The sequence below is a fragment of the Roseovarius albus genome (assembly GCF_900172335.1).
Classification (GTDB): Bacteria; Pseudomonadota; Alphaproteobacteria; order Rhodobacterales; family Rhodobacteraceae; genus Roseovarius; species Roseovarius albus.
Genome location: NZ_FWFX01000008.1, coordinates 152,459 through 172,377, shown reverse-complemented (window position 1 = coordinate 172,377; position 19,919 = coordinate 152,459). Strand labels below are relative to the sequence as shown.

Annotated in this window: 21 protein-coding genes; 10 read left to right on the top strand and 11 right to left on the bottom strand. The window is 55.0% G+C overall.

The genetic code is table 11. From position 1 onward, the window contains the following. The first annotated feature begins 13 nt into the window (after positions 1-13). Together ROA7450_RS13655 and ROA7450_RS13650 are read left to right on the top strand one after the other, a co-directional pair. Complete coding sequence (locus ROA7450_RS13655) at positions 14-1,201, top strand: GNAT family N-acetyltransferase (RefSeq protein ID WP_085806406.1); 1,188 nt, start codon at positions 14-16, stop codon at positions 1,199-1,201. Further along, positions 1,198-1,494 carry a 4a-hydroxytetrahydrobiopterin dehydratase gene (locus ROA7450_RS13650; RefSeq protein WP_085806405.1) on the top strand — a complete coding sequence of 99 codons (297 nt, stop codon included), beginning with the start codon at positions 1,198-1,200 and terminating at the stop codon, positions 1,492-1,494. The genes ROA7450_RS13655 and ROA7450_RS13650 overlap by 4 nt, the downstream gene beginning before the upstream one ends. Positions 1,495-1,498: 4 nt before the next feature. Here the strand turns inward: ROA7450_RS13650 and ROA7450_RS13645 are convergent, their stop codons facing one another. After that, positions 1,499-2,245: a methyltransferase domain-containing protein gene (locus ROA7450_RS13645; protein ID WP_085806404.1), complete on the bottom strand. Its 747-nt coding sequence runs from the start codon at positions 2,243-2,245 to the stop codon at positions 1,499-1,501. Positions 2,246-2,308: 63 nt separating this feature from the next. Between ROA7450_RS13645 and gloB the strand changes: the two genes are divergently transcribed. Then, positions 2,309-3,076, top strand: a complete 768-nt coding sequence (gene gloB / locus ROA7450_RS13640; protein WP_085806403.1) for a hydroxyacylglutathione hydrolase — start codon at positions 2,309-2,311, stop codon at positions 3,074-3,076. 167 nt (positions 3,077-3,243) lie between these two features. Then, positions 3,244-5,574, top strand: coding sequence for an ATP-dependent Clp protease ATP-binding subunit ClpA (gene clpA, locus ROA7450_RS13635; RefSeq protein ID WP_085806402.1), 2,331 nt, complete (start codon positions 3,244-3,246; stop codon positions 5,572-5,574). Between the two features lie 48 nt (positions 5,575-5,622). Here clpA and ROA7450_RS13630 read toward each other — a convergent pair whose 3' ends face one another. The 3 genes from ROA7450_RS13630 to ROA7450_RS13620 form a co-directional block, all read right to left on the bottom strand. After that, on the bottom strand, positions 5,623-7,194 hold the full coding sequence (locus ROA7450_RS13630) for a peptidoglycan -binding protein (protein ID WP_085806401.1): 1,572 nt from the start codon (positions 7,192-7,194) through the stop codon (positions 5,623-5,625). Between the two features lie 3 nt (positions 7,195-7,197). Continuing rightward, a complete protein-coding gene (locus ROA7450_RS13625) occupies positions 7,198-8,385 on the bottom strand; it encodes a biopolymer transporter ExbB (RefSeq protein ID WP_085806439.1) in 1,188 nt (395 codons plus the stop codon). Between the two features lie 67 nt (positions 8,386-8,452). Continuing rightward, positions 8,453-8,980, bottom strand: a complete 528-nt coding sequence (locus ROA7450_RS13620) for a gamma-glutamylcyclotransferase (protein WP_085806400.1) — start codon at positions 8,978-8,980, stop codon at positions 8,453-8,455. A gap of 67 nt (positions 8,981-9,047) precedes the next feature. Here ROA7450_RS13620 and ROA7450_RS13615 point away from each other — a divergent pair, with 67 nt between their 5' ends. Continuing rightward, on the top strand, positions 9,048-10,052 hold the full coding sequence (locus ROA7450_RS13615) for a DUF2125 domain-containing protein (protein WP_085806399.1): 1,005 nt from the start codon (positions 9,048-9,050) through the stop codon (positions 10,050-10,052). Here ROA7450_RS13615 and ROA7450_RS13610 read toward each other — a convergent pair. From ROA7450_RS13610 to ubiE, 6 genes are all read right to left on the bottom strand, one after another. Continuing rightward, positions 10,049-10,633: a GNAT family N-acetyltransferase gene (locus tag ROA7450_RS13610; RefSeq protein ID WP_085806398.1), complete on the bottom strand. Its 585-nt coding sequence runs from the start codon at positions 10,631-10,633 to the stop codon at positions 10,049-10,051. The two genes, ROA7450_RS13615 and ROA7450_RS13610, sit on opposite strands and share 4 nt — an antisense overlap. Then, on the bottom strand, positions 10,630-11,022 hold the full coding sequence (locus ROA7450_RS13605) for a ketosteroid isomerase-related protein (RefSeq protein ID WP_085806397.1): 393 nt from the start codon (positions 11,020-11,022) through the stop codon (positions 10,630-10,632). The genes ROA7450_RS13610 and ROA7450_RS13605 overlap by 4 nt, the downstream gene beginning before the upstream one ends. Continuing rightward, complete coding sequence (locus tag ROA7450_RS13600; RefSeq protein WP_085806438.1) at positions 11,019-11,468, bottom strand: arsenate-mycothiol transferase ArsC; 450 nt, start codon at positions 11,466-11,468, stop codon at positions 11,019-11,021. Before ROA7450_RS13600 ends, ROA7450_RS13605 begins: the two co-directional genes overlap by 4 nt. A gap of 9 nt (positions 11,469-11,477) precedes the next feature. Next, entirely contained in the window at positions 11,478-11,957 is a 480-nt protein-coding gene (locus tag ROA7450_RS13595) for a UPF0262 family protein (protein ID WP_085806396.1), read from the bottom strand. Between the two features lie 71 nt (positions 11,958-12,028). Next, on the bottom strand, positions 12,029-13,561 hold the full coding sequence (gene ubiB / locus ROA7450_RS13590; protein WP_085806395.1) for a 2-polyprenylphenol 6-hydroxylase: 1,533 nt from the start codon (positions 13,559-13,561) through the stop codon (positions 12,029-12,031). 3 nt (positions 13,562-13,564) lie between these two features. Then, the gene (ubiE, locus tag ROA7450_RS13585; protein WP_085806394.1) at positions 13,565-14,308 is read right to left on the bottom strand and encodes a bifunctional demethylmenaquinone methyltransferase/2-methoxy-6-polyprenyl-1,4-benzoquinol methylase UbiE; all 744 of its coding nucleotides are present in this window, start codon (positions 14,306-14,308) and stop codon (positions 13,565-13,567) included. Between the two features lie 87 nt (positions 14,309-14,395). Between ubiE and mutM the strand changes: the two genes are divergently transcribed. The 3 genes from mutM to ROA7450_RS13570 all read left to right on the top strand — a co-directional run bounded on the left by mutM (position 14,396) and on the right by ROA7450_RS13570 (position 16,822). Then, positions 14,396-15,247 (top strand): bifunctional DNA-formamidopyrimidine glycosylase/DNA-(apurinic or apyrimidinic site) lyase, encoded by an 852-nt coding sequence (mutM, locus tag ROA7450_RS13580; protein ID WP_085806393.1) that lies wholly within the window; start codon positions 14,396-14,398, stop codon positions 15,245-15,247. A 64-nt stretch (positions 15,248-15,311) separates the two neighbouring features. Then, positions 15,312-16,088, top strand: coding sequence for an enoyl-CoA hydratase (locus ROA7450_RS13575; protein ID WP_085806392.1), 777 nt, complete (start codon positions 15,312-15,314; stop codon positions 16,086-16,088). Between the two features lie 239 nt (positions 16,089-16,327). Further along, positions 16,328-16,822, top strand: coding sequence for a GNAT family N-acetyltransferase (locus ROA7450_RS13570; RefSeq protein ID WP_159454048.1), 495 nt, complete (start codon positions 16,328-16,330; stop codon positions 16,820-16,822). Between the two features lie 185 nt (positions 16,823-17,007). Here ROA7450_RS13570 and ROA7450_RS13565 read toward each other — a convergent pair whose 3' ends face one another. Further along, positions 17,008-17,376 carry an SPW repeat domain-containing protein gene (locus tag ROA7450_RS13565; protein WP_085806390.1) on the bottom strand — a complete coding sequence of 123 codons (369 nt, stop codon included), beginning with the start codon at positions 17,374-17,376 and terminating at the stop codon, positions 17,008-17,010. A 314-nt stretch (positions 17,377-17,690) separates the two neighbouring features. Between ROA7450_RS13565 and rpsT the strand changes: the two genes are divergently transcribed. After that, positions 17,691-17,954: a 30S ribosomal protein S20 gene (rpsT, locus tag ROA7450_RS13560; RefSeq protein WP_085806389.1), complete on the top strand. Its 264-nt coding sequence runs from the start codon at positions 17,691-17,693 to the stop codon at positions 17,952-17,954. A gap of 514 nt (positions 17,955-18,468) precedes the next feature. Beyond that, positions 18,469-19,827, top strand: a complete 1,359-nt coding sequence (gene dnaA / locus ROA7450_RS13555) for a chromosomal replication initiator protein DnaA (RefSeq protein ID WP_085806388.1) — start codon at positions 18,469-18,471, stop codon at positions 19,825-19,827. Positions 19,828-19,919: the final 92 nt, after the last annotated feature.

Sequence of the window (19,919 nt, the reverse complement as noted above, 5' to 3'; positions counted from 1 at the left end):
GCAGGGGAACCGCATGAGCGAAGACGAGATAACCATAACCCGCCACAGTACTCTCGCCTCAATCGGGCAAGAAGATTGGGACAGTTGCGCATGTCCCGAGGCGCTGAATGGTGGGTTCCCTGAAGATCCATTCACCACTTATCGCTTTCTCGTTGCCTTGGAAGATAGCGGATCAATCGGTCCGGGCACTGGCTGGGAAGCCCACTATTTAACCGCCGAACAGAACGGCCAGATGATTGCCTGCGCCCCGCTTTATGCCAAAGGCCACAGTCAGGGCGAATATATTTTCGATCACAACTGGGCTCACGCCTGGGAGCGTGCCGGTGGCCGTTACTACCCGAAACTTCAGATTGCCGTGCCTTTCACTCCGGTCACGGGGCGGCGCTTCCTCACCCGTTCTGGGTTTGAGGACGTTGGCCTACAAGCTCTGGCGCAAGGTGCGATTCAACTGACCCGCCAAAATGGGCTATCCTCCCTCCACGCGACCTTTTGCAGCCGCAAAGAATGGGAGAGGGGCCCCGATCTGGGCTTGATGCAACGCAGCTCGCAGCAATTTCACTGGGTCAACGATGGCTATTCCAATTTCGACGCCTTCCTCACCTCCCTCAGTTCCCGCAAACGCAAGAACATCCGTAAAGAACGCGCCACCGCCAGTGATTTCGGTGGCCAGATCGTCGCGCTTACCGGCGATGACATCCAGCCTCATCACTGGGATGCGATCTGGGAGTTCTACCAAGACACCGGTGCCCGCAAATGGGGGCAACCCTACCTGACCCGCGCATTCTTTGACATCGCCCACGACAACCTGCGCGATGACATTCTATTGATTATTGCATTGCGCGATGACCAGCCTATTGCGGGCGCGATGAATTTCATTGGCAGGTCGGCGCTCTATGGCCGCTATTGGGGGTGCTCGGAACATCATCCCTGCCTCCATTTTGAACTGTGCTATTATAGGGCGATGGATTTTGCCATTGCGCGTGGATTGCAAAGGGTCGAAGCGGGCGCACAAGGCGAACACAAACTTGCCCGGGGCTATCTGCCAGTGAATACATATTCGCTGCACTGGATGGCAGATGCGGGTTTCGCCGAAGCCGTGCAAAGCTACCTATTGGCCGAACGCGATGCAGTGGAAGAAGATATCGAGATTTTGACCCGTTATGGGCCGTTTCGCAAAGCAAATGTGGAGGAACAGGAATGACCGAAAAACTCAGCGATACCGCCCGGAAAACCATGCTGACGCCACTGCAGGAAACAGGCTGGGCCATGGTCGATGGGCGCGATGCGATTCACAAGGAATTCAAGTTTAAAAGCTTTATCGAGGCGTTTGGCTTCATGACTCGCGCTGCGATCTGGGCGGAGAAATGGAACCACCATCCTGAATGGTCTAATGTCTACAACCGGGTCGAGGTTGTGCTGACCACCCACGAAGTTGACGGCCTCAGCGCGCTTGATGTCAAACTTGCCCGCAAAATGGATAGCTTGACAGAATGACCGATTAAACCGGTTTTGCCTCAGGTTTGACTTTGGGCTTCAACACTTCCAGCGGCTTTCGCACTGTTTCCCGCAACCCGGGGCCCGAGGGGGCCTGCACCCGTTTGCTGGCCTGTACGATCAGCACGCCACCAGCAGCCACAAACGACAGCTTGCCCCCCAAAGATTCCCACATGCCTGCGGTTTTCAGCCAAAATCTCTTGTTCGATGGCGGTTGATACAAGGTCGTCTTGTGCCGTTCCGGCAAGAAGCTGTGGTCCTTCAGCTGCGCTTCTAGCTGTGACTGCGAATAGGGGCGGCCAAATCCAAAAGGCGTCTGGTCTGAACGTGACCACAGGCCTGCCCGGTTGGGCACCACAAACAGCGCTGATCCCCCAGGGCCAAGAACCCGCCAGCATTCCTCTAATAATGCCGAAGGTTGCTCGGACGTTTCCAATCCATGCATGACCAGCAGTTTATCCAACCGCCCGGTTTCAACCGGCCACAGGGTTTCCTCACACAGAACTGAGATATTCGGCCCATCCGAAGGCCAGCCAATCACCCCCTGCGGGGCAGGCATTAGCGCAATCACCCGCCGTGCGTCTGCCAGATAGGGTCGCAAAAACGGGACAGCAAACCCGTAACCCGCAACGGTCTGGCCTTTCGATTCGGGCCACAGTTCCGCCAATTCCGCGCGTACAGTTTTCTGCACCGCCCGACCAAGCGGACTGCGATAATAGAAGTTTCTCAAATCCTGCACATCAAGATGCATTGCGGTCCGGCCTGTGATCGGTCAGTCTTTACCTTAACAGTAACCATAAAATGGGGAAACATCATGGCCTTACAAATCGAAACGATTCCCTGCCTGTCTGACAATTATGCCTTTTTGGCACATGAGCCAGATACAGGGCGGACCGCTGTCATCGATGTCCCCGAGGCCGGACCAATCCTTGCCGCATTAAAACGGACAGGTTGGACATTGAGCCATGTTTTGCTGACACATCACCATTACGATCACGTTGATGGCCTGCCTGAGCTTCTCGCAGAAGCCCCAGCAACTGTGGTAGGGGCCGCGGCAGATGCCCACCGCCTACCGCCGCTGGATGTGGCCGTGAATGAAGGCGATACGGTGATGATCGGCAACGAGGCGGGAAAAGTGCTAGATGTCTCCGGCCATACCGTCGGCCATATCGCCTTTCATTTTCCGGATAGCGCGGCCGCCTTTACTGCTGACAGCCTGATGGCGCTGGGTTGTGGACGCGTGTTTGAAGGTACAATGCCGCAAATGTGGCAGAGTTTACAAAAGCTTGCCACCTTGCCACAGGATACAGTGATCTATTCAGGCCACGAATACACTCAATCCAACGCGCGCTTCGCTCTCAGCGTCGATCCCGACAATAAAGCCCTGCAAAAACGCGCGGCTGACATTGATGCGGCTCGCGCTGAAAACCGGCCCACAGTGCCATCAACACTGGCCGAAGAGCTGGCCACAAATCCGTTTTTGCGTGCGGCTGACCCGGCCTTGCAAGCCCAACTTGGGATGGCGGGCGCGGATGCTTCCTCAACCTTTGCGGAAATTCGTCAGCGAAAAGACCGCTTTTGATAAACAAAATCACTAATTTCCTCACACTGTCAGGAAATTTGAGCGAATTTGAACAGAAAGCCCTTGAAGCTGCGGCGATATCGACCAAACTTTAAGACATGAGGCCTAAGGTCGGGCACTGTAGAGTTACCATAACGCCCCGGCCCAGATCAGAAGGAGCCCCAGACGTGCCTTCATTTTCGAACACACTGGAACAGGCAATCCACACCGCACTGGCTTTGGCCAATGCGCGCCAACACGAGTTCGCGACGCTTGAGCATCTATTGCTCGCGCTGATCGACGAACCCGATGCCGCACATGTGCTCAAAGCGTGCAGCGTGGATACCGAAGAATTACGTAAAACATTGGTTGAGTTCATCGACGAGGATCTGGTGAACTTGGTGACCGACATCGACGGATCCGAGGCAGTACCCACCGCCGCATTCCAGCGTGTGATTCAGCGCGCGGCGATTCACGTTCAATCCTCGGGCCGCAGCGAAGTGACCGGTGCGAATGTGCTGGTTGCGATTTTTGCGGAACGCGAATCCAACGCGGCGTACTTCCTGCAAGAACAAGATATGACCCGCTATGACGCGGTGAACTTCATTGCTCACGGTGTCGCCAAGGATCCCGCTTTTGGCGAGGCACGCCCTGTACAGGGGGCGAATGAAGAGGATAGCACCTCCTCCTCCACGCAAGAAAGTGAGGCTGTGGAGGCCGGTGAATCTGCTTTGTCTAAATATTGCGTCGATCTGAATGAAAAATCGCGTAGCGGCGATATCGACCCGCTCATCGGTCGCGATTCCGAGGTTGAGCGCTGCATTCAGGTGCTGTGCCGTCGTCGCAAGAACAACCCTTTGTTGGTCGGTGATCCCGGCGTTGGTAAAACCGCCATTGCCGAGGGCCTGGCCCATAAGATCGTGCTAGGCGAAACGCCCGAGGTTCTGTCAAAAACCACCATTTTCTCGCTCGATATGGGTGCGTTGCTGGCCGGCACCCGTTACCGCGGTGATTTCGAGGAACGACTCAAGGCCGTCGTGACCGAGCTGGAAAGTCATCCTGATGCGGTGCTGTTCATCGATGAAATTCACACGGTGATCGGCGCCGGTGCCACATCCGGTGGCGCGATGGATGCGTCCAACCTGCTCAAACCTGCCCTGCAGGGTGGTAAACTGCGCTGCATGGGGTCAACCACCTTCAAGGAATTCCGCCAACATTTTGAAAAAGACCGCGCCTTGTCGCGCCGGTTCCAGAAAATCGATGTGGCAGAACCCACGGTTGAAGACGCGATCAAGATCCTCAAGGGCCTCAAACCCTATTTCGAGGAGCATCACAGCGTCAAATATACCAATGATGCGCTCAAATCAGCGGTGGATCTTTCGGCGCGCTACATCAATGATCGCAAATTACCGGACAAGGCGATTGACGTGATTGACGAGGCGGGCGCGGCCCAGCATCTGCTTGTGGCCTCCAAGCGGCGCAAATCCATCGGTACGAAAGAGATCGAAGATGTCGTCGCTAAAATCGCTCGTATCCCGCCCAAGAACGTGTCGAAAGACGATGCCGAGGTGCTCAAGGATCTAGAGAAATCGCTCAAACGCGTGGTCTTTGGGCAAGACAATGCCATCGTTGCCCTGTCGTCTGCGATCAAGCTATCGCGGGCGGGCCTGCGCGAGCCGGAAAAGCCCATCGGCAACTATCTCTTCGCCGGTCCAACCGGTGTCGGTAAAACCGAGGTGGCCAAGCAACTGGCCGATACGCTCGGCGTGGAACTGCTGCGCTTCGACATGTCGGAGTACATGGAAAAACACGCCGTCTCGCGTCTGATTGGCGCGCCTCCGGGTTATGTCGGCTTTGATCAGGGTGGCCTACTCACTGACGGCGTCGACCAGCATCCGCATTGTGTGCTGCTGCTGGACGAGATTGAAAAGGCGCACCCGGATGTGTTCAACATCCTGTTGCAGGTGATGGATCACGGTAATCTGACCGACCACAACGGTCGCACGGTCAATTTCCGCAATGTGATCCTGATCATGACTTCAAACGCCGGTGCCGCGGAACAGGCCAAATCGGCCATAGGTTTTGGTCGCGACCGTCGCGAGGGTGAAGACACCGCCGCGATTGAACGCACCTTTACGCCGGAGTTCCGCAATCGTTTGGATGCTGTGATCTCCTTCGCACCTCTGCCCAAGGATGTCATTCTGCAGGTGGTCGAAAAGTTCGTGCTGCAGCTTGAGGCACAGCTGATGGATCGCAATGTCACGATTGAGTTGACCAATCCAGCGGCAGAGTGGCTGGCGGATAAGGGCTATGACGACCGGATGGGTGCGCGTCCTTTAGGCCGCGTCATTCAAGAGTACATCAAAAAACCGCTGGCCGAGGAATTGCTGTTCGGCAAGTTGACCAAAGGCGGTATCGTCAAGGTTGGCGTCAAGGACGGCAAAATCGATCTTCGCCTAGAAGGGCCGGTTCAGCCCCGGATTTCCGGCAAGAAGCCACCGCTTCTGACAGCGGAATAATAAAAGCATAAAAGGCGCGCAGATAAAACTGACGCGCCTTTTTCATGCCTATTTTCCAGTGAATTTCAACTCAATTCGCCGGTTTTGCGCGCGGGCTTCAGCTGTGTCTGCCGTATCAACCGGCTGAAACTCTCCAAAACCGTTGGCCGATAGGCGCTCTGGCGGAAAGCCAAATGCCCCGATCATGTAGCGCACCACTGACAGCGCCCGCGCTTGGCTCAACTCCCAGTTATCGGCAATCTTGCCCCGGCTCGAAAGTGGAATGTTGTCGGTATGCCCATCAACCTGCAGAACCCAATTGATCTCGGGCGGAATATCATTGATCACCCGTGCCAGAATGCGCGCCACCTTGGCCAACTCCGCCCTCCCAGCAGGGGAAAGCTCCGCCTGGCCGGGGGCAAACAGCACCTCAGAGGAAAACACAAAGCGGTCGCCAACAATGCGCACACCTTCTTGAGCACCCAGAACCGCACGCAGACGACCAAAAAACTCTGACCGATACTGTTCCAGATCCTGCTTTTCGGCCTCCAGCCTTAACCGCTCCGCTTCTTCCAACTCCCTGCGGCGACGCTCTTCCGAGGCGACCCGTGCCAATGCGGTGTTCAGATCTTTCCCCAGCGATTGCAGTTGAATGTCGCTGGTCGCCACCTTTGCATTGGCATCATCCAACAAGGCCTGAAGGCTCGAGAGTTGCTGGCGCAAAGCCGCAACCTGTTGGTTCAGCAGGATTTGCTGCTTCTGCGCTTCCAGTGCCATTTCTTCCTGTTCACTCAGGCGCTGTTTCGTAATCTCCAGTAAGGCCTCTTGCTGATTCAAATCCGCATCGCGCAGGCTTTCTGCTTCTTCTTTCGCCGCCTCTGCTGCAGCCAATAGCAAAAGCGTTTCCTCAGCTTGCTTACGTTGCTCTTCCAGCGCCAGCGTCATCGCCGTCAACTCGGCATCTGCTCCTTTCAACTTTTCGCGCAAGGCTTCAGCGGCAGCGGCCTCGGCTAGACGGCTGGCTTCCTGATCGCTCAGCCTTTCAGCAAATTCCGACTTCTCACGTTCCAGGTCGGCGAGCAAACCCTCAAGTGCCTCACGCTTGGCGGCGGACAATCGTGCGGCTTCGGCATTGGCGTCGACCTCGTTGCGCAGATCAGCGAGCGCCAAATTGAGCGCCTCTTGCTTCGAGATCAGATCTGCCCGTTCCCCTTCAAGCGCGGCTACGCGGTCACGCGCAGAGTCGCGTTGTGACAGTAGCCCTGCAACCTGCTCTTCAAAGCTGGAAATTTGCGTTTCTGCTGATTCCAACGCGCGTTGTTGTGCCCCAATCAGATTTTCCTGTTGTTGTTGCTTGTCGCGTGCATCACTCAGAGTCGCCGTCAATGCCCCAACACGCTCTTCCAGCGATTTGCTGCGATCCCGTTCCAGTCCAAGCGCCTGTGCCAGCGCCGAAACCTCGCCAGACAGCTCATCCAACTGGTCTTCTTGCCCGCTGATGGTTTCGCGTAGCACAAATTGCACCACCATGAAAATCGTCAGTACGAACATTAGAACCAGCAACAGTCCTGTCATCGCGTCGACAAACCCCGGCCAGATCGAGGCTTGAAACCGCTGTCCGGTTCGCCGCGACAGCGCCATGGCTTACTCCCCCCGTCCGCGCGCCGGGCCGCTATGGTGCAGCACCCGCGATAGCGCCGCCAGATCGGTGCGGATCTCGGTCATGGTTTCCTGCCGGCCGGCGCTGATCTCTTCCAGAATGCGTAGCATCTGCACATCGATCGACCGCAGGCGCATGCGGCTTTCGGCATCCAGTCCCATCTCGCCAGTGGCGGTCTCGGGCCGACCTGCCATATGTTCCAATAGTCTTTCTTGCCCCTCGGCCACGCGCATGAGTGCCGTGTTGGTCGGATTGCTTTCCCCCAGCCTGTGAGTCAGCCGCTCAACAGACTCCGATAATGCTCCCAGCTTTTCATCCACCGTGGCGCGGCTCAGGTCGGTCTCAGCCAGTGTCATCAGCAGCGTATCCATCTGCCCCATCATTTGTTCCAGAGCGACCACCGCAACGTCCGGTTCGCCCGATCCATCACTGTCCCCCCCGGCAAAGCCAACCCGGGTGATGGTCGACATCCAGTCTTCAAGCTCGCGGTAAAACCGGTTCTGCCCATGCCCGGCAAAGAGCTCAAGCAGGCCAACCACCAACGACCCGGCCAGTCCCAAGAGTGACGATGCAAACGCCACGCCCATGCCACCCAACTGCGCCTCAAGTCCGGTCATCAGCCTGTTGAACACCTCAACCCCGCCTTCGCCTTCTTGCGGGGCCAGACTGCGGATGGTGTCCACCACGGCCGGAACCGTGGTTGCAAGACCATAAAATGTCCCTAAAAGACCAAGGAAAATCAACATGCTAACGATGTAGCGCGTGATCTCGCGCGCCTCATCGATCCGTTGGGCGACTGAATCCAAAATCGACCGCGCCGAGGTGGAGGCAATCTGCATCCGCGCCCCACGTTGCCGCAGCAAGGTCGCCAGCGCTGCCAACAATTGCGGGGCTTTGACAAACTCATGACCGGGATGCTGCGCGGCAAAACCTTCGATCCAGCGCACCGACCCGATCAGTTGAAACACCTGCCAAAAACAGGCGATCACCCCGATGGCAAAGACAAAAATTATGAAACTGTTCAGATAAGGGTTCGCCTCGAATACCGGCATCACCCTTGGCAGCGCCAGAAAGGCACCAAATCCTGTCAGGCCCAGAACGATCAGCATCAGCATGATCTGTCTCACTGGGTGCGAAAACTGCGGCTCGACCTCGCGGTCCGGCTGGTCCATCTGGACACCTCCCGGCACTTGTTCTTTTGCGCGCAGGTTACGCCGCATGCGTTTCAAAGCCAAGGATTTATGCGCAGAGGTCACGCACCCGTGCAGAGAGCCAGTCCAGATCCGGATCTTTGATGCCCAGATCCACCAGATGCGATGCCGTATTGTACAAGTATTCGGTATTCGGCCCGCGCCCGCCAACTGCATGTGAAATGATCTGCGCCTGCTCTTCCAGTTCCAGATGGCAGTACTGCACGTGATCCGGATCAATCACATAGGTCACGGCCGTCACCCGGCGCCCATCAGACAGATCAATCTCCAGGTCCTTCTCCAGATAGGCCGAGGAAATCAGCTCCCGCTCGCGCAAGTCGGCCAAAACCCGCTCTTCCTCTCCAGACTTCACAGAAAACGCCACACCCTTGCATTCGGCACCATCTTCAGCGTCCAGCGCCAAAACCAACCCAGGTTCTTCCTCGGTGCCCCGGTGGTGAATGCTGCGCATACAGAAACTGCGGTGATAGCCGGGCAGGGTGGCAATCACCCGGTTGGCGGGCTCAAACCCGGGGTTCCACACCAAAGAGCCGTAACCAAAAACCCACATTGTCATTTTGCTGTTCCTCGCGCATTTGTGGCCTATAAACACCATCGCATCCCGGCAGAAAAGGGCCTCTGATATGCGCACGTTACTGAGTTTGATTATTTTGGGGGCTATTGCATGGTCGGGATACTGGTTTGTCGGCTCCTCGGGCCTGCAGACCGGGGTGGCGCAATGGTTCGATGATCGCCGGGGCGAGGGCTGGCTGGCCGAATACAACACTCATGAGGTCCAAGGCTTCCCCAATCGGTTCGACAGCCATTTCAACAATATCTATCTGGCTGACCCAGGTACCGGCTGGGCGTGGACTGCGCCAGAGTTTCAGATCAACGCGCTCAGCTATAACCCCGGCCACCTGATCGCTGTCTGGCCAGATCAACAGAAACTGGCCACACCGATTGATAAATATGACATCACTAGCGAAGACATGCGCGCCAGCATCGTGGCGGAGAACGTCGCCAACCTGACCCTGAACCGCGCCACCATTACCGCCACCGAACTGGATGTCACAGACAGCAAGGGACACACGGCAGCCCTGAGCTCATTGGTCTTGGCCGCTGAAAGACTGCCAGAAAGCGAGGAGGCTGTTTATCGCTTGGGCCTTCAGATTGATGATTTCAAACCCTCCTTGCCTTGGAAAAAACTGATCGATCCCAGCGGCGCGTTGCCCGATAGTCTCGATGCCATCAACGCAGACTTGACCGTTGCGTTTGATGAACTGTGGAGCATGGAGGCCATCAACACCGCCCGTCCGCAGCCTCGCAACATCCATATTCGGTTGGTTGAGGCGCGTTGGGGCAAGCTTTTGCTGCAACTGGCGGGTGAGGTCAGTGTTGATTCCATTGGATATCCCACCGGCGAAGTCACCGTTAAAGCCCGCAACTGGAAAGAAATCCTTGAATTGGCCATTGCCTCTGGCGCCGTGCCCGAAGGAATCGGCGGCAGTCTCAAAGACGGCCTGTCGCTCTTGTCGACACTGTCAGGGAATCCCGAAACCTTGGATATCCCACTGACATTTGAATACGGCAAGGTGAAATTTGGCCCGGTTCCCCTAGGCCCTGCGCCGGTTCTAAAGCTGCGCTAAAGCGCACGCATCCAGAATTGTAGGTTGTGGTCGGTTTCCTCCGACTGGTTGATGTCCTTCCAGCGGAAAGACGCAACCGCCCCCTCAACAGGGCTGTATCCTCGCTTGTTCCAGAAGGCATCCAGCGGGTGATAGTTTGCCGGCCTTAACGGATGATCCTGTGGGCGTTGCACCCCGCAGAAGGTCGAGTAAGCCCGGCCCAGGTTACGTGCATGCGCCTCTCGTGCATCAAAGAACGCATGCCCCAAACCTTGGCCTCGGTATTCGGGGAGCAGTACGCTTTCAGCACAATAAAAGATATCGCTCAGTGCCAAACCAGTCTGTGCAAAGGCGGCTGCAAAGTCATCTGCATGATCTTCCATCGGCGTACCTGTCGAGGCTCCGATCAAGCGATCCCCATCAAACGCCCCGACCAGAATGGCGTTCTCACTCTGCCGATAAGTCTGCAGATACTTTTCCTCGTAATCGGCATCCCCATCATAAAGATAGGGCCAACTGCGAAACACCGTAATCCGCAATTGCGCGACATCGGGCAGGGCGTCGGCCAGCGCGGAACCTGTCAGTCGCTCAACCCGGATCATGAGACCTGCCGAGTCCAGTCTGCCAGATTGTAATAAGTGACTACGCGGGTGATCTTGCCATCTGCGAGGCTAAAGAAAGATCCGGCAGGCAAGCGATAGGTTTGACTTTTCGCCTCGGGCAATCCCGCATCAGTTGCCAGATAGGTGCCGTTGACGATGAACTCGGCTGACGCACGTGTGCCCCCTTCGGCATCAAAAACCACCATATCGGTCAGGTTTTCGCGATAGCAGCGGTTCATATGCTCGCAAAAGGCGCGGAACTTTTCCTTGCCTTCCCGTACCTGCCCTTCGTTGACGTGATGCGCCACATCATCACTCAGGCAGTCCAGCATGCCATCAACATCCCCTGCATTGAAGGCCTTGAAATAGCGTTGCACGGTTGTGTTCATCTCGGGTCTCCCCAGGTCTCGGTTAGTTTTGCAATGATCTGGTCGCGGGCCTGACGATAGGCATTCAGCTTGGCCTCGCGGTTTTCACCCAATCCGGTTGGATCCATGATCGGCCAGTAAACGACATCCAGATGGAACAGGCGGGTCAGTTCCAGCGCTCGGCGCTGGCTGGCTGGGCTCAAAGCAACCACAAGGTCAAAGGACGACAGATCGTCGCCCCATTCTTCCATTTCGTCAAAGCTGCGTGTTCTGTGGCGAGATAGCTCTACGCCGATCTCTTCGCTCACCGCGATGGAAAACCCGTCGATATCCAAATCGCTTTTGACCCCAGCCGATTGCACATAGGTGCCCGTACCATAGAATTTCTTCATGATCCCTTCCGCCATGGGGGATCGGACTGAATTGTGGTCGCAGCAAAACAGGACCGACTGCGGGAGCTCAGCCACCATTGCGGATTAGCCTCCGAAGTGCAGGACGCAGATCAGCGTGAACAACCGGCGTGCGGTGTCATTGTCGATCTCTGCCTTGCCGTCCAGACGTTCTTCCAATACGCGGGCGCCTTCATTGTGAATGCCGCGTCGCGCCATATCGATGGTTTCGATCTGGCTGGGCGGCATGTTCTTGACCGCGTCGAAATAGCTTTCGCAGATGGCCCAGTAATCCTTGACCACCTGACGAAACGGCGACAGCGATAGATGAAACTCTGCGGCGGGTTCAGCGCCTTCGGTTTTAATGTCAAAGACAAGACGTTTTTCGCGGATAGACAGGCCAACATGGTAAGGGCCTTCAGGTACAACCCGATCATCCCTTTTTGGCAGGGCGAAGGTGTTGTCCTCGATCAGATCGAACATCGCAACCTTGCGTTCTTGTTCGATTTCAGGCGTGGGCGGTGGCAAATTTGCGTCGTCCAGCGCAATATGGCTGATGCGGCTCATGGCGGTCTTCCTGTGTGAGTCGCTCCTGATTAGCGCAGCAAAGGTTTTTGGGCAATCTTGCCAGCGTTAGATCACAACAAAAACGTCACAATCAGCGTTGTAGCAACACCCAAGGCCGCCCCTAACAACCCATAGATTGCGTTGCGACCTTTGCCAGATTGATGGTTAGCATTCATCGGCTGAGACTGGCGGATCAAGGCGTTTTCAACCAACACCGGCAGACGCGGGCCATACCGCATCAGCACCGCCATGGTTTTCCCCAAATCGCGTGCAATGGCACGCGGGCCGATACTTTGGCGTATGTAATCCTCGACCACCGGCTTGGCGACCTGCCAGATGTTGATCTGCGGGCTAAGTGACCGCGCCACTCCTTCGACCACCACCATGGTGCGTTGCAGCAAGATTAGCTCGGTGCGGGTTTCCATGCCAAAAATCTCTGTCACTTCAAAGAGATAACTCAGCAATCCACCCATGGAAATCTGTTGCGCATCCATGCCAAAGATCGGCTCACCGACCGCCCGCAAGGCCCGGGCAAATTCGTCCACATCCTGATCAGCAGGCACATATCCCGCCTCAAAATGCACCTCGGCCACGCGTTTGTAGTCGCGCTTGATAAATCCATAGAGGATCTCGGCATAAACCCGGCGGGTATATTCATCGATATGCCCCATGATCCCAAAGTCGTAGGCGATGATATTGCCGTTGGCGGCGACCTTCAGGTTCCCCTGATGCATGTCGGCGTGGAAATAGCCATCACGCAGTGCATGACTTAGGAACAGCTGCAAAACCCGTTCACCCAATACGACCCGGTCATGCCCCACTGCATCCAGCGCATCATTATCCCCCAACGGCTGTCCATCGGCCCAACCCAAGGTCATGACGCGACGTGAGGAATGCTCCCATTTCACGTCCGGCAACTCAAAACCTTCGTCATTCGCGGTATTGGCCGCAAACTCAGATGCGGATGATGCCTCCAGCCGCAGATCCAACTCGCCCATAACCACACCTTCGAAATGCGCAATCACATCCGTCGGTCGTAACCGACGCGAGGCGGGGGAGAGAAACTCAATAGTGTTGGCGGCAAAATAAAAGGCATCAATATCCTTGCGAAACGCCTTCTCAATTCCGGGACGCAGCACCTTAACGGCCACGTCTTCCCCTGTACTGCGCAACCGCGCCTTATGCACCTGTGCGATTGAGGCCGCCGCAACTGGAGCGCTGAAATCGTCGAACAGCTCGTCCACGGGTGATCCAAGTTCTACGGCGATTTCCCTTTCTGCTTCTTCTTTTGGAAAGGCGGGCAGCTTGTCCTGCAACACCCGCAATTGCGTCGCCAGATCATCCCCCACCAGATCAGGCCGGGTCGACAGGATCTGACCAAACTTGATGTAGGCCGGGCCAAGCGCCGTTAGCGCCCGCGTGGCCGGCGGCATCGATGTATCACCCTTGTAGCCCAACCATTGAAATGGCCAGGCCAGACAGCGCATCGTCACCCGCACCAAGGGCGGTGCATCCATTGCCTGCATGATCAGGCCCATCGCACCCGTGCGTTCCAACGTGGCGCCCGTCCGGATCAGACGCAGAATATTATGAGGGCCGCGCATGCGTTAAATTTTCCAACCCGAATGCAGGCAGGCAATGCCAAGGCTCAGATTGCGGTACTTGGCATTCTCGAATCCTGCGGTTTTCACCATCTGCAAAAACGTCTCCTGATCCGGGAACTTACGGATCGATTCCACCAGATATTGATAACTGTCCTTATCATTGGCAATCATCTGCCCCATGCGCGGGATGATGTTGAAGGAATAGAGGTCATAAACCTTCTGCATCATGTCATTGGGGATTTGATTGAACTCCAAAACCATCAGCCGTCCACCGGGTTTCAATACCCGAAACGCCTCGTTCAGCGCTTCCTGAGGGCGCGTCACATTCCGGATGCCAAAGCTGATCGTATAAACGTCAAAGGTGTTGTCCTTGAATGGCAGCGCCATTGCGTCCCCTGTCACCCAATCCAGACTGTCGGCCATCTGGTCGGCCTCAGCGCGTTTGCGACCTTCCACCAGCATCGGCTCGGTCAGGTCCAGCACAGTCGCATGCCCACTTCCTGCGCGCTTCAGAAACCGGAAACTGATGTCGCCGGTCCCACCGGCCACATCCAGCAGGCGCTGCCCGGGACGTGGCGCCAGCCAGTCCATCATCGCATCTTTCCAGATGCGGTGAATGCCAAAGGACATGGCGTCATTCATCACGTCATACTTTGACGCAACTGATCCAAAGACGCCCTGCACCCGCCCGGCCTTTTCCGCCTCGGGAATATCCTGATACCCAAAATGGGTTGTTTTCTCACTCATGGGTCTTGCCGTTTTGTGTTTCAGTTCTTCTTATAAGGTGCAGGGGCAGGGATACAATGCGCCCCTTTCGCACATTTGGAGAAGATCATGCCCGAATTGCCCGAGGTCGAAACCGTCCGCCGTGGTCTGACCCCAGCGATGGAGGGGCAGATCATCACCAAGGCTCAGGTGAATCGCCCCGATCTGCGTTGGCCATTCCCGGAAAATATGGCCGAACGGCTGCAAGGGCAGCGCGTGCAGGCCCTGCGGCGGCGGTCAAAATATATTCTGGTGGATCTGTCTTCAGGGGAAACACTACTGATCCATCTGGGCATGTCGGGCCGCATGCTGATCTCTGGCGATCCGTTGGGGCAGTTCCTGCACGATCACCCCGCGCCGCAAAAACACGATCACGTGGTGTTCGATATGGCGAATGGCGCACGAATCACATTCAACGACCCCCGCCGCTTTGGCGCGATGGATCTATTGCCCTCTGATAATACTGAAACACACCCGCTTTTGGCCAAGCTCGGGCCAGAACCCTTGGGCAATGCCTTTTCCGAAGAATATCTCGTTGACGCACTCAAGGGTAAAAACACCCCAATCAAATCGGCACTTCTGGATCAGCGAATCATCGCAGGATTGGGTAACATTTATGTCTGCGAAGCGCTGTTTCGCGCCAAAATCTCGCCAAAACGCAAAGCTGGCGCGATTTCTGGACGTCGCGTTTCTGCACTGGTTCCGATCATCCGCGATGTACTGTTCGAAGCGATTAAAGCAGGTGGTTCATCCTTGCGCGATTTTCGGCAAGCAGACGGGGAATTGGGTTATTTTCAACATAGTTTTGATGTTTACGACCGTGAGCGTGAACCCTGCAGGAACGAGGGCTGCGAAGGTGTCATCAATCGCATGGTCCAGTCGGGACGTTCCTCCTTCTATTGTCCAAAATGTCAAAGATAGGTTGAACCGCGCGGCCAGAATGGTAATGAATCGTCTTTGACTGGAACAAGCGAAAGCATACCACATGGCCTATGAGACGATCATCGTCGAAGTAGAAGACCACGTTGCCCTCATCACCCTGAACCGCCCCGATGCTATGAATGCGCTGAACGATCAGCTGCTGGGCGAGTTGGTGAGTGCACTGGAAGACGCACAATCAAACGACAAAGTCCGCTGCATCGTCATCGCCGGATCGGACAAGGCCTTTGCCGCCGGGGCCGATATCAAGATGATGAGCGAGAAGAGCTTTGTCGATGTTTTCGGCGAAGATCTGTTCGGCCCCGAGGCCGAGGGCATCATGCGCATCCGCAAGCCGATAATTGCGGCTGTGTCCGGATATGCGCTGGGTGGCGGGTGCGAGCTGGCGATGATGTGTGATTTCATCATTGCGTCTGACACCGCAAAATTCGGCCAACCCGAGATCAATCTGGGTGTAATGGCCGGCCTAGGCGGATCGCAACGCCTGACCCGTTTCATCGGCAAATCCAAAGCCATGGACATGAACCTGACTGGCCGCTTCATGGAAGCAGACGAGGCCGAGCGCTCTGGTCTGGTCTCGCGCGTCGTGCCGGTCAAAAAGCTGATGGAAGAGGCGATGTCTGCTGCGGCCAAGATCGCCGAAAAGTCAGCAATCGCGACCATGGCGGTCAAGGAATCAGTGAATCGCTCGTATGAGACCACTTTGCGCGAAGGTCTTTTGTTCGAACGCCGGGTGTTCCAATCTCTCTTTGCGACAGAAGATCAAAAAGAGGGTATGGCTGCCTTTATGGAAAAACGCGAAGCTCAGTTCCGCGATAAATAAGATCGATACAACATCGGTCATTTCCAAAGTAAAAGCGCCTTCGGGCGCTTTTACTTTGGATGCAGGTTTACGCTTTGGGAAAATTACTCAGTGACGCTCACAGGTAAAAGCATGTCACAAACATAACTTCCACAATGCTTGAAACGTGGTTGGCTGGGTTTTGACGATTTTTCGATACTACGAAAAAGACTGCCGAGTTGCAGGATGCAGTGATTGTCATGATGGCAAGGAGAGTGAGAATGCAGGAATTGAGGACTCAGCGGCTTCTTCTAAGACAATGGCAAGCAAACGACATAGATGCTTATGTTCGTTATTTCTCTGATCCAGAAGCTGCTCGGTATTTTGGTGGAGCCAGAAATCCCGACGAGGCTTGGAGACACATGGCCCAAAACATTGGCCACTGGCATTTGAATGGCTTCGGGTATTGGGCCGTGGAAGAGATCGGAACTGGTGTTTTTATCGGATGTGTCGGGCTTTGGAAATCTCTTGAGTGGCCAGAATTGGAGCTTGGCTATTGGATCGATGATCGGCAGCAGCACAAAGGGTTCGCTGAGGAAGCTGCTATTGCATGTATCCAATATGCGCGTGAAACGCTTAATGCGCCATCACTCGTAAGCTATATTGATCCGGCGAATGTACCCTCTCAAAGGCTTGCATCAAAGCTCGGCGCAATAAATGAGAAAATAATCGATTTGGCGGGACAAGGCGCACACCTTGTTTATCGGCATTTCTGATTTACTTGATCGGCCAATTGCTGAGATGTTTGTAAATCTAGAGAGAATTGAGCGGCAATAGTCTGTTATACGTCGGACATCTCTGCTCAACACGAATAAAAAATCATACGATTTTAAACTCAGGGGATTTGTGTGCAAAACCCGCGTACAAGTTGTGCAGGTTGCACACAAATCCTCGCCGGTACTTATGCTGTGGCCGGGGCGTCTTCAGGCTTGTGCAGTGAAATCACCAACACAACTGCAGCCCCGTTTATCCAATAATAAACCGCGTCCAGGCCGCTAAAGCCAAAGATGAACGGCGCGGCAAGAAAGGTTAATCCGACAAGCAGATCCATGGCCATATGCAAGCTATAGGGCAATACACGGATCAAGCCCAGAGGGTGATCAGTCAGGATGGTCAAAACCAATGCAGCAACGCCTGTCACCACAGATAAATAGAGTGCCATTGGATTGCTTTCACCTAGACCCAGAATAAAGGGCAAAGCGATTAGGGTAAAAGCAACCGGGTAATCAAGATACGCATGAATGCGACGCGTGACGAATTTGATAGACATGACATATTCCTTATGAAAGTTCAGATGCGTATTGAATATGAGAAGTGAGTTGCGCAATTAATGCGTAATAATGCGAATTAAATTGCAGATCGTTCACCATGATGTACGGATGAGGCGATGTGTCTCGCGGAGCGAGAAATTGCTTTGTGGATTACGGACGCAAGATTCCTGTTTGCAATTCGGGCAGATTTGTCTATACGGCGCATCAATACATGCGCGTGCGGCCCGCTCTGGCCAGAATCACCGGTTGGTCTGCCGGTTCGGGACGTTTTAGCGCTATTGAGAATATAGAGAACCCGAGAAGGACCTCATCCATGGCAAACACGCCTCAGTCAAAGAAACGCGCTCGTCAGAACGAGCGTCGTCTGGCCGTTAACAAAGCGCGCCGCTCCCGTATCCGTACACATCTGCGTAAAGTCGAAGAAGCGATTGCTTCTGGCGACAAAGACGCGGCAACTGCCGCTCTGCGCGCTGCTCAGCCTGAGCTGATGCGCGGTGTTTCCAAAGGCGTCTTCCACAAAAACACTGCGTCGCGCAAAGTGTCACGCCTGTCCGCGCGCGTCAAAGCGCTGGGCTAAACAGAATCGCATCATCAGCCTGTCAAGGTCGATATGAAAGAGGCATCGCATTTTGCGGTGCCTTTTGCATGTAGGCAACGGAATCTGCGGCCAAGAGATTCTTTTTGATCAATCGACCTGTCAAGCGCGAAGATCAGTTGCCCGGAGCCGATTCAAATTGCTAGTTTCGGTTCAGCGATTCACGCTTGGGGGGACAAGCAGCGCATTCAACCGCACGAGCCAAGCTCATATGGGGTGTGTACTGTGTCAAGTTTAGCTTCGGCTAGGCTATGTCCAACGGGAATGCACGGCAGTTATAAATTCGCGCGGCGTCTTGGGGACTATTCGCAGTGTTTTAGAATTCCACCGTGTCTGACCCGATCGGGAAATGAAATCTTTACCATTCGGCTGCTATGGCGGCCGATAAAGATGTGGTTTTCCGCTTCAATGTCATGATTTGCCAATAACCTTTGGGCCGTGCGTATGGCCCATCATAAATTTGTGGTCGTGAAACGAAGCTTGCGGAACGGTGGATATGACAAAAGAACAATGGGGCCAATTGAAACAAAATCTTCTCGCATCTGTCGGGAAAAATAATTTTAAGAATTGGATTGAGCCGCTTGAACTGTCGTATATCGCTGACGGCGTTGTGACCTTTGCCGTGCCAACAGTTTTTTTGGGCAATTATGTGTCGCAAAACTTTGGCGATCTGATCCTCTATCATGTTAATAGCCTGGCCCCTGATGTGCGTCGGATCCAATTCCAGACTGCGGCCAACACCACTGCCACGCCAAAGCCTGAACCCAAGGCCGCGGAACCTGAACCGGTTGCGGCAACTGCTGATGAAAACCAGGTTCCGACTGCACCGCTTGATGCACGTTTTACTTTTGACAGTTTCGTTGTAGGCAAACCCAACGAACTGGCTCATGCTGCTGCTAAACGTGTCGCGGAAGGTGGCCCAGTCACCTTCAATCCGCTGTTTTTGTATGGTGGGGTTGGCCTTGGGAAAACCCACCTGATGCATGCCATCGCATGGGAGTTGAAGACCCGCCGTCCTGATCTGAACGTGGTTTATTTGTCGGCCGAACAATTCATGTATCGCTTTGTTCAGGCCCTGCGTGATCGCAAGATGATGGACTTCAAGGAAATGTTTCGTTCGGTTGACGTGCTTATGGTGGATGATGTGCAGTTCATCGCGGGCAAGGACAGCACGCAGGAAGAATTCTTTCACACCTTTAACGCACTTGTGGATCAGAACAAGCAGATCATCATTTCGGCAGATCGTGCGCCGGGTGAAATCCAGAATCTGGAAGAGCGCATCAAGTCACGCCTGCAATGCGGCCTTGTTGTTGACCTGCACCCGACCGACTACGAATTGCGCCTTGGTATTCTTCAAACTAAAACTGATCAATTCTTCCGGCAGTATCCTGATTTGAAAATGGCTGATGGCGTGCTTGAATTTCTTGCGCATCGCATCAGCACCAACGTGCGCGTGCTTGAGGGCGCGCTGACCCGTCTGTTCGCCTTTGCCTCTCTGGTTGGTCATGAAATCACGCTCGAACTGACACAAGATTGTTTGGCCGACGTACTGCGCGCCTCTGAACGCAAAATTTCGGTGGAAGAAATCCAACGCCAAGTCTCGGATCATTACAACATCCGGTTGTCGGATATGATCGGTCCCAAGCGCCTGCGCAACTTTGCGCGCCCGCGTCAGGTGGCAATGTATCTGTGCAAGCAGATGACCAGCCGCTCGCTGCCGGAAATCGGCCGTCGTTTCGGTGGCCGTGACCACACCACCGTCATGCATGGGGTGAAGCGCATCGAAGAACTGCGCACGCAAGACGCCCAGATTGCCGAAGATCTGGAGCTTCTGCGCCGCACTCTTGAAGGCTGAGGCCGCGACCCCCTTGACCATCAAGGCAAATGGGCTGAAAACTCTACAAAAGAAAAGACTTGAGCCGGTCGGGGAAGGTGATAACTTGCCCC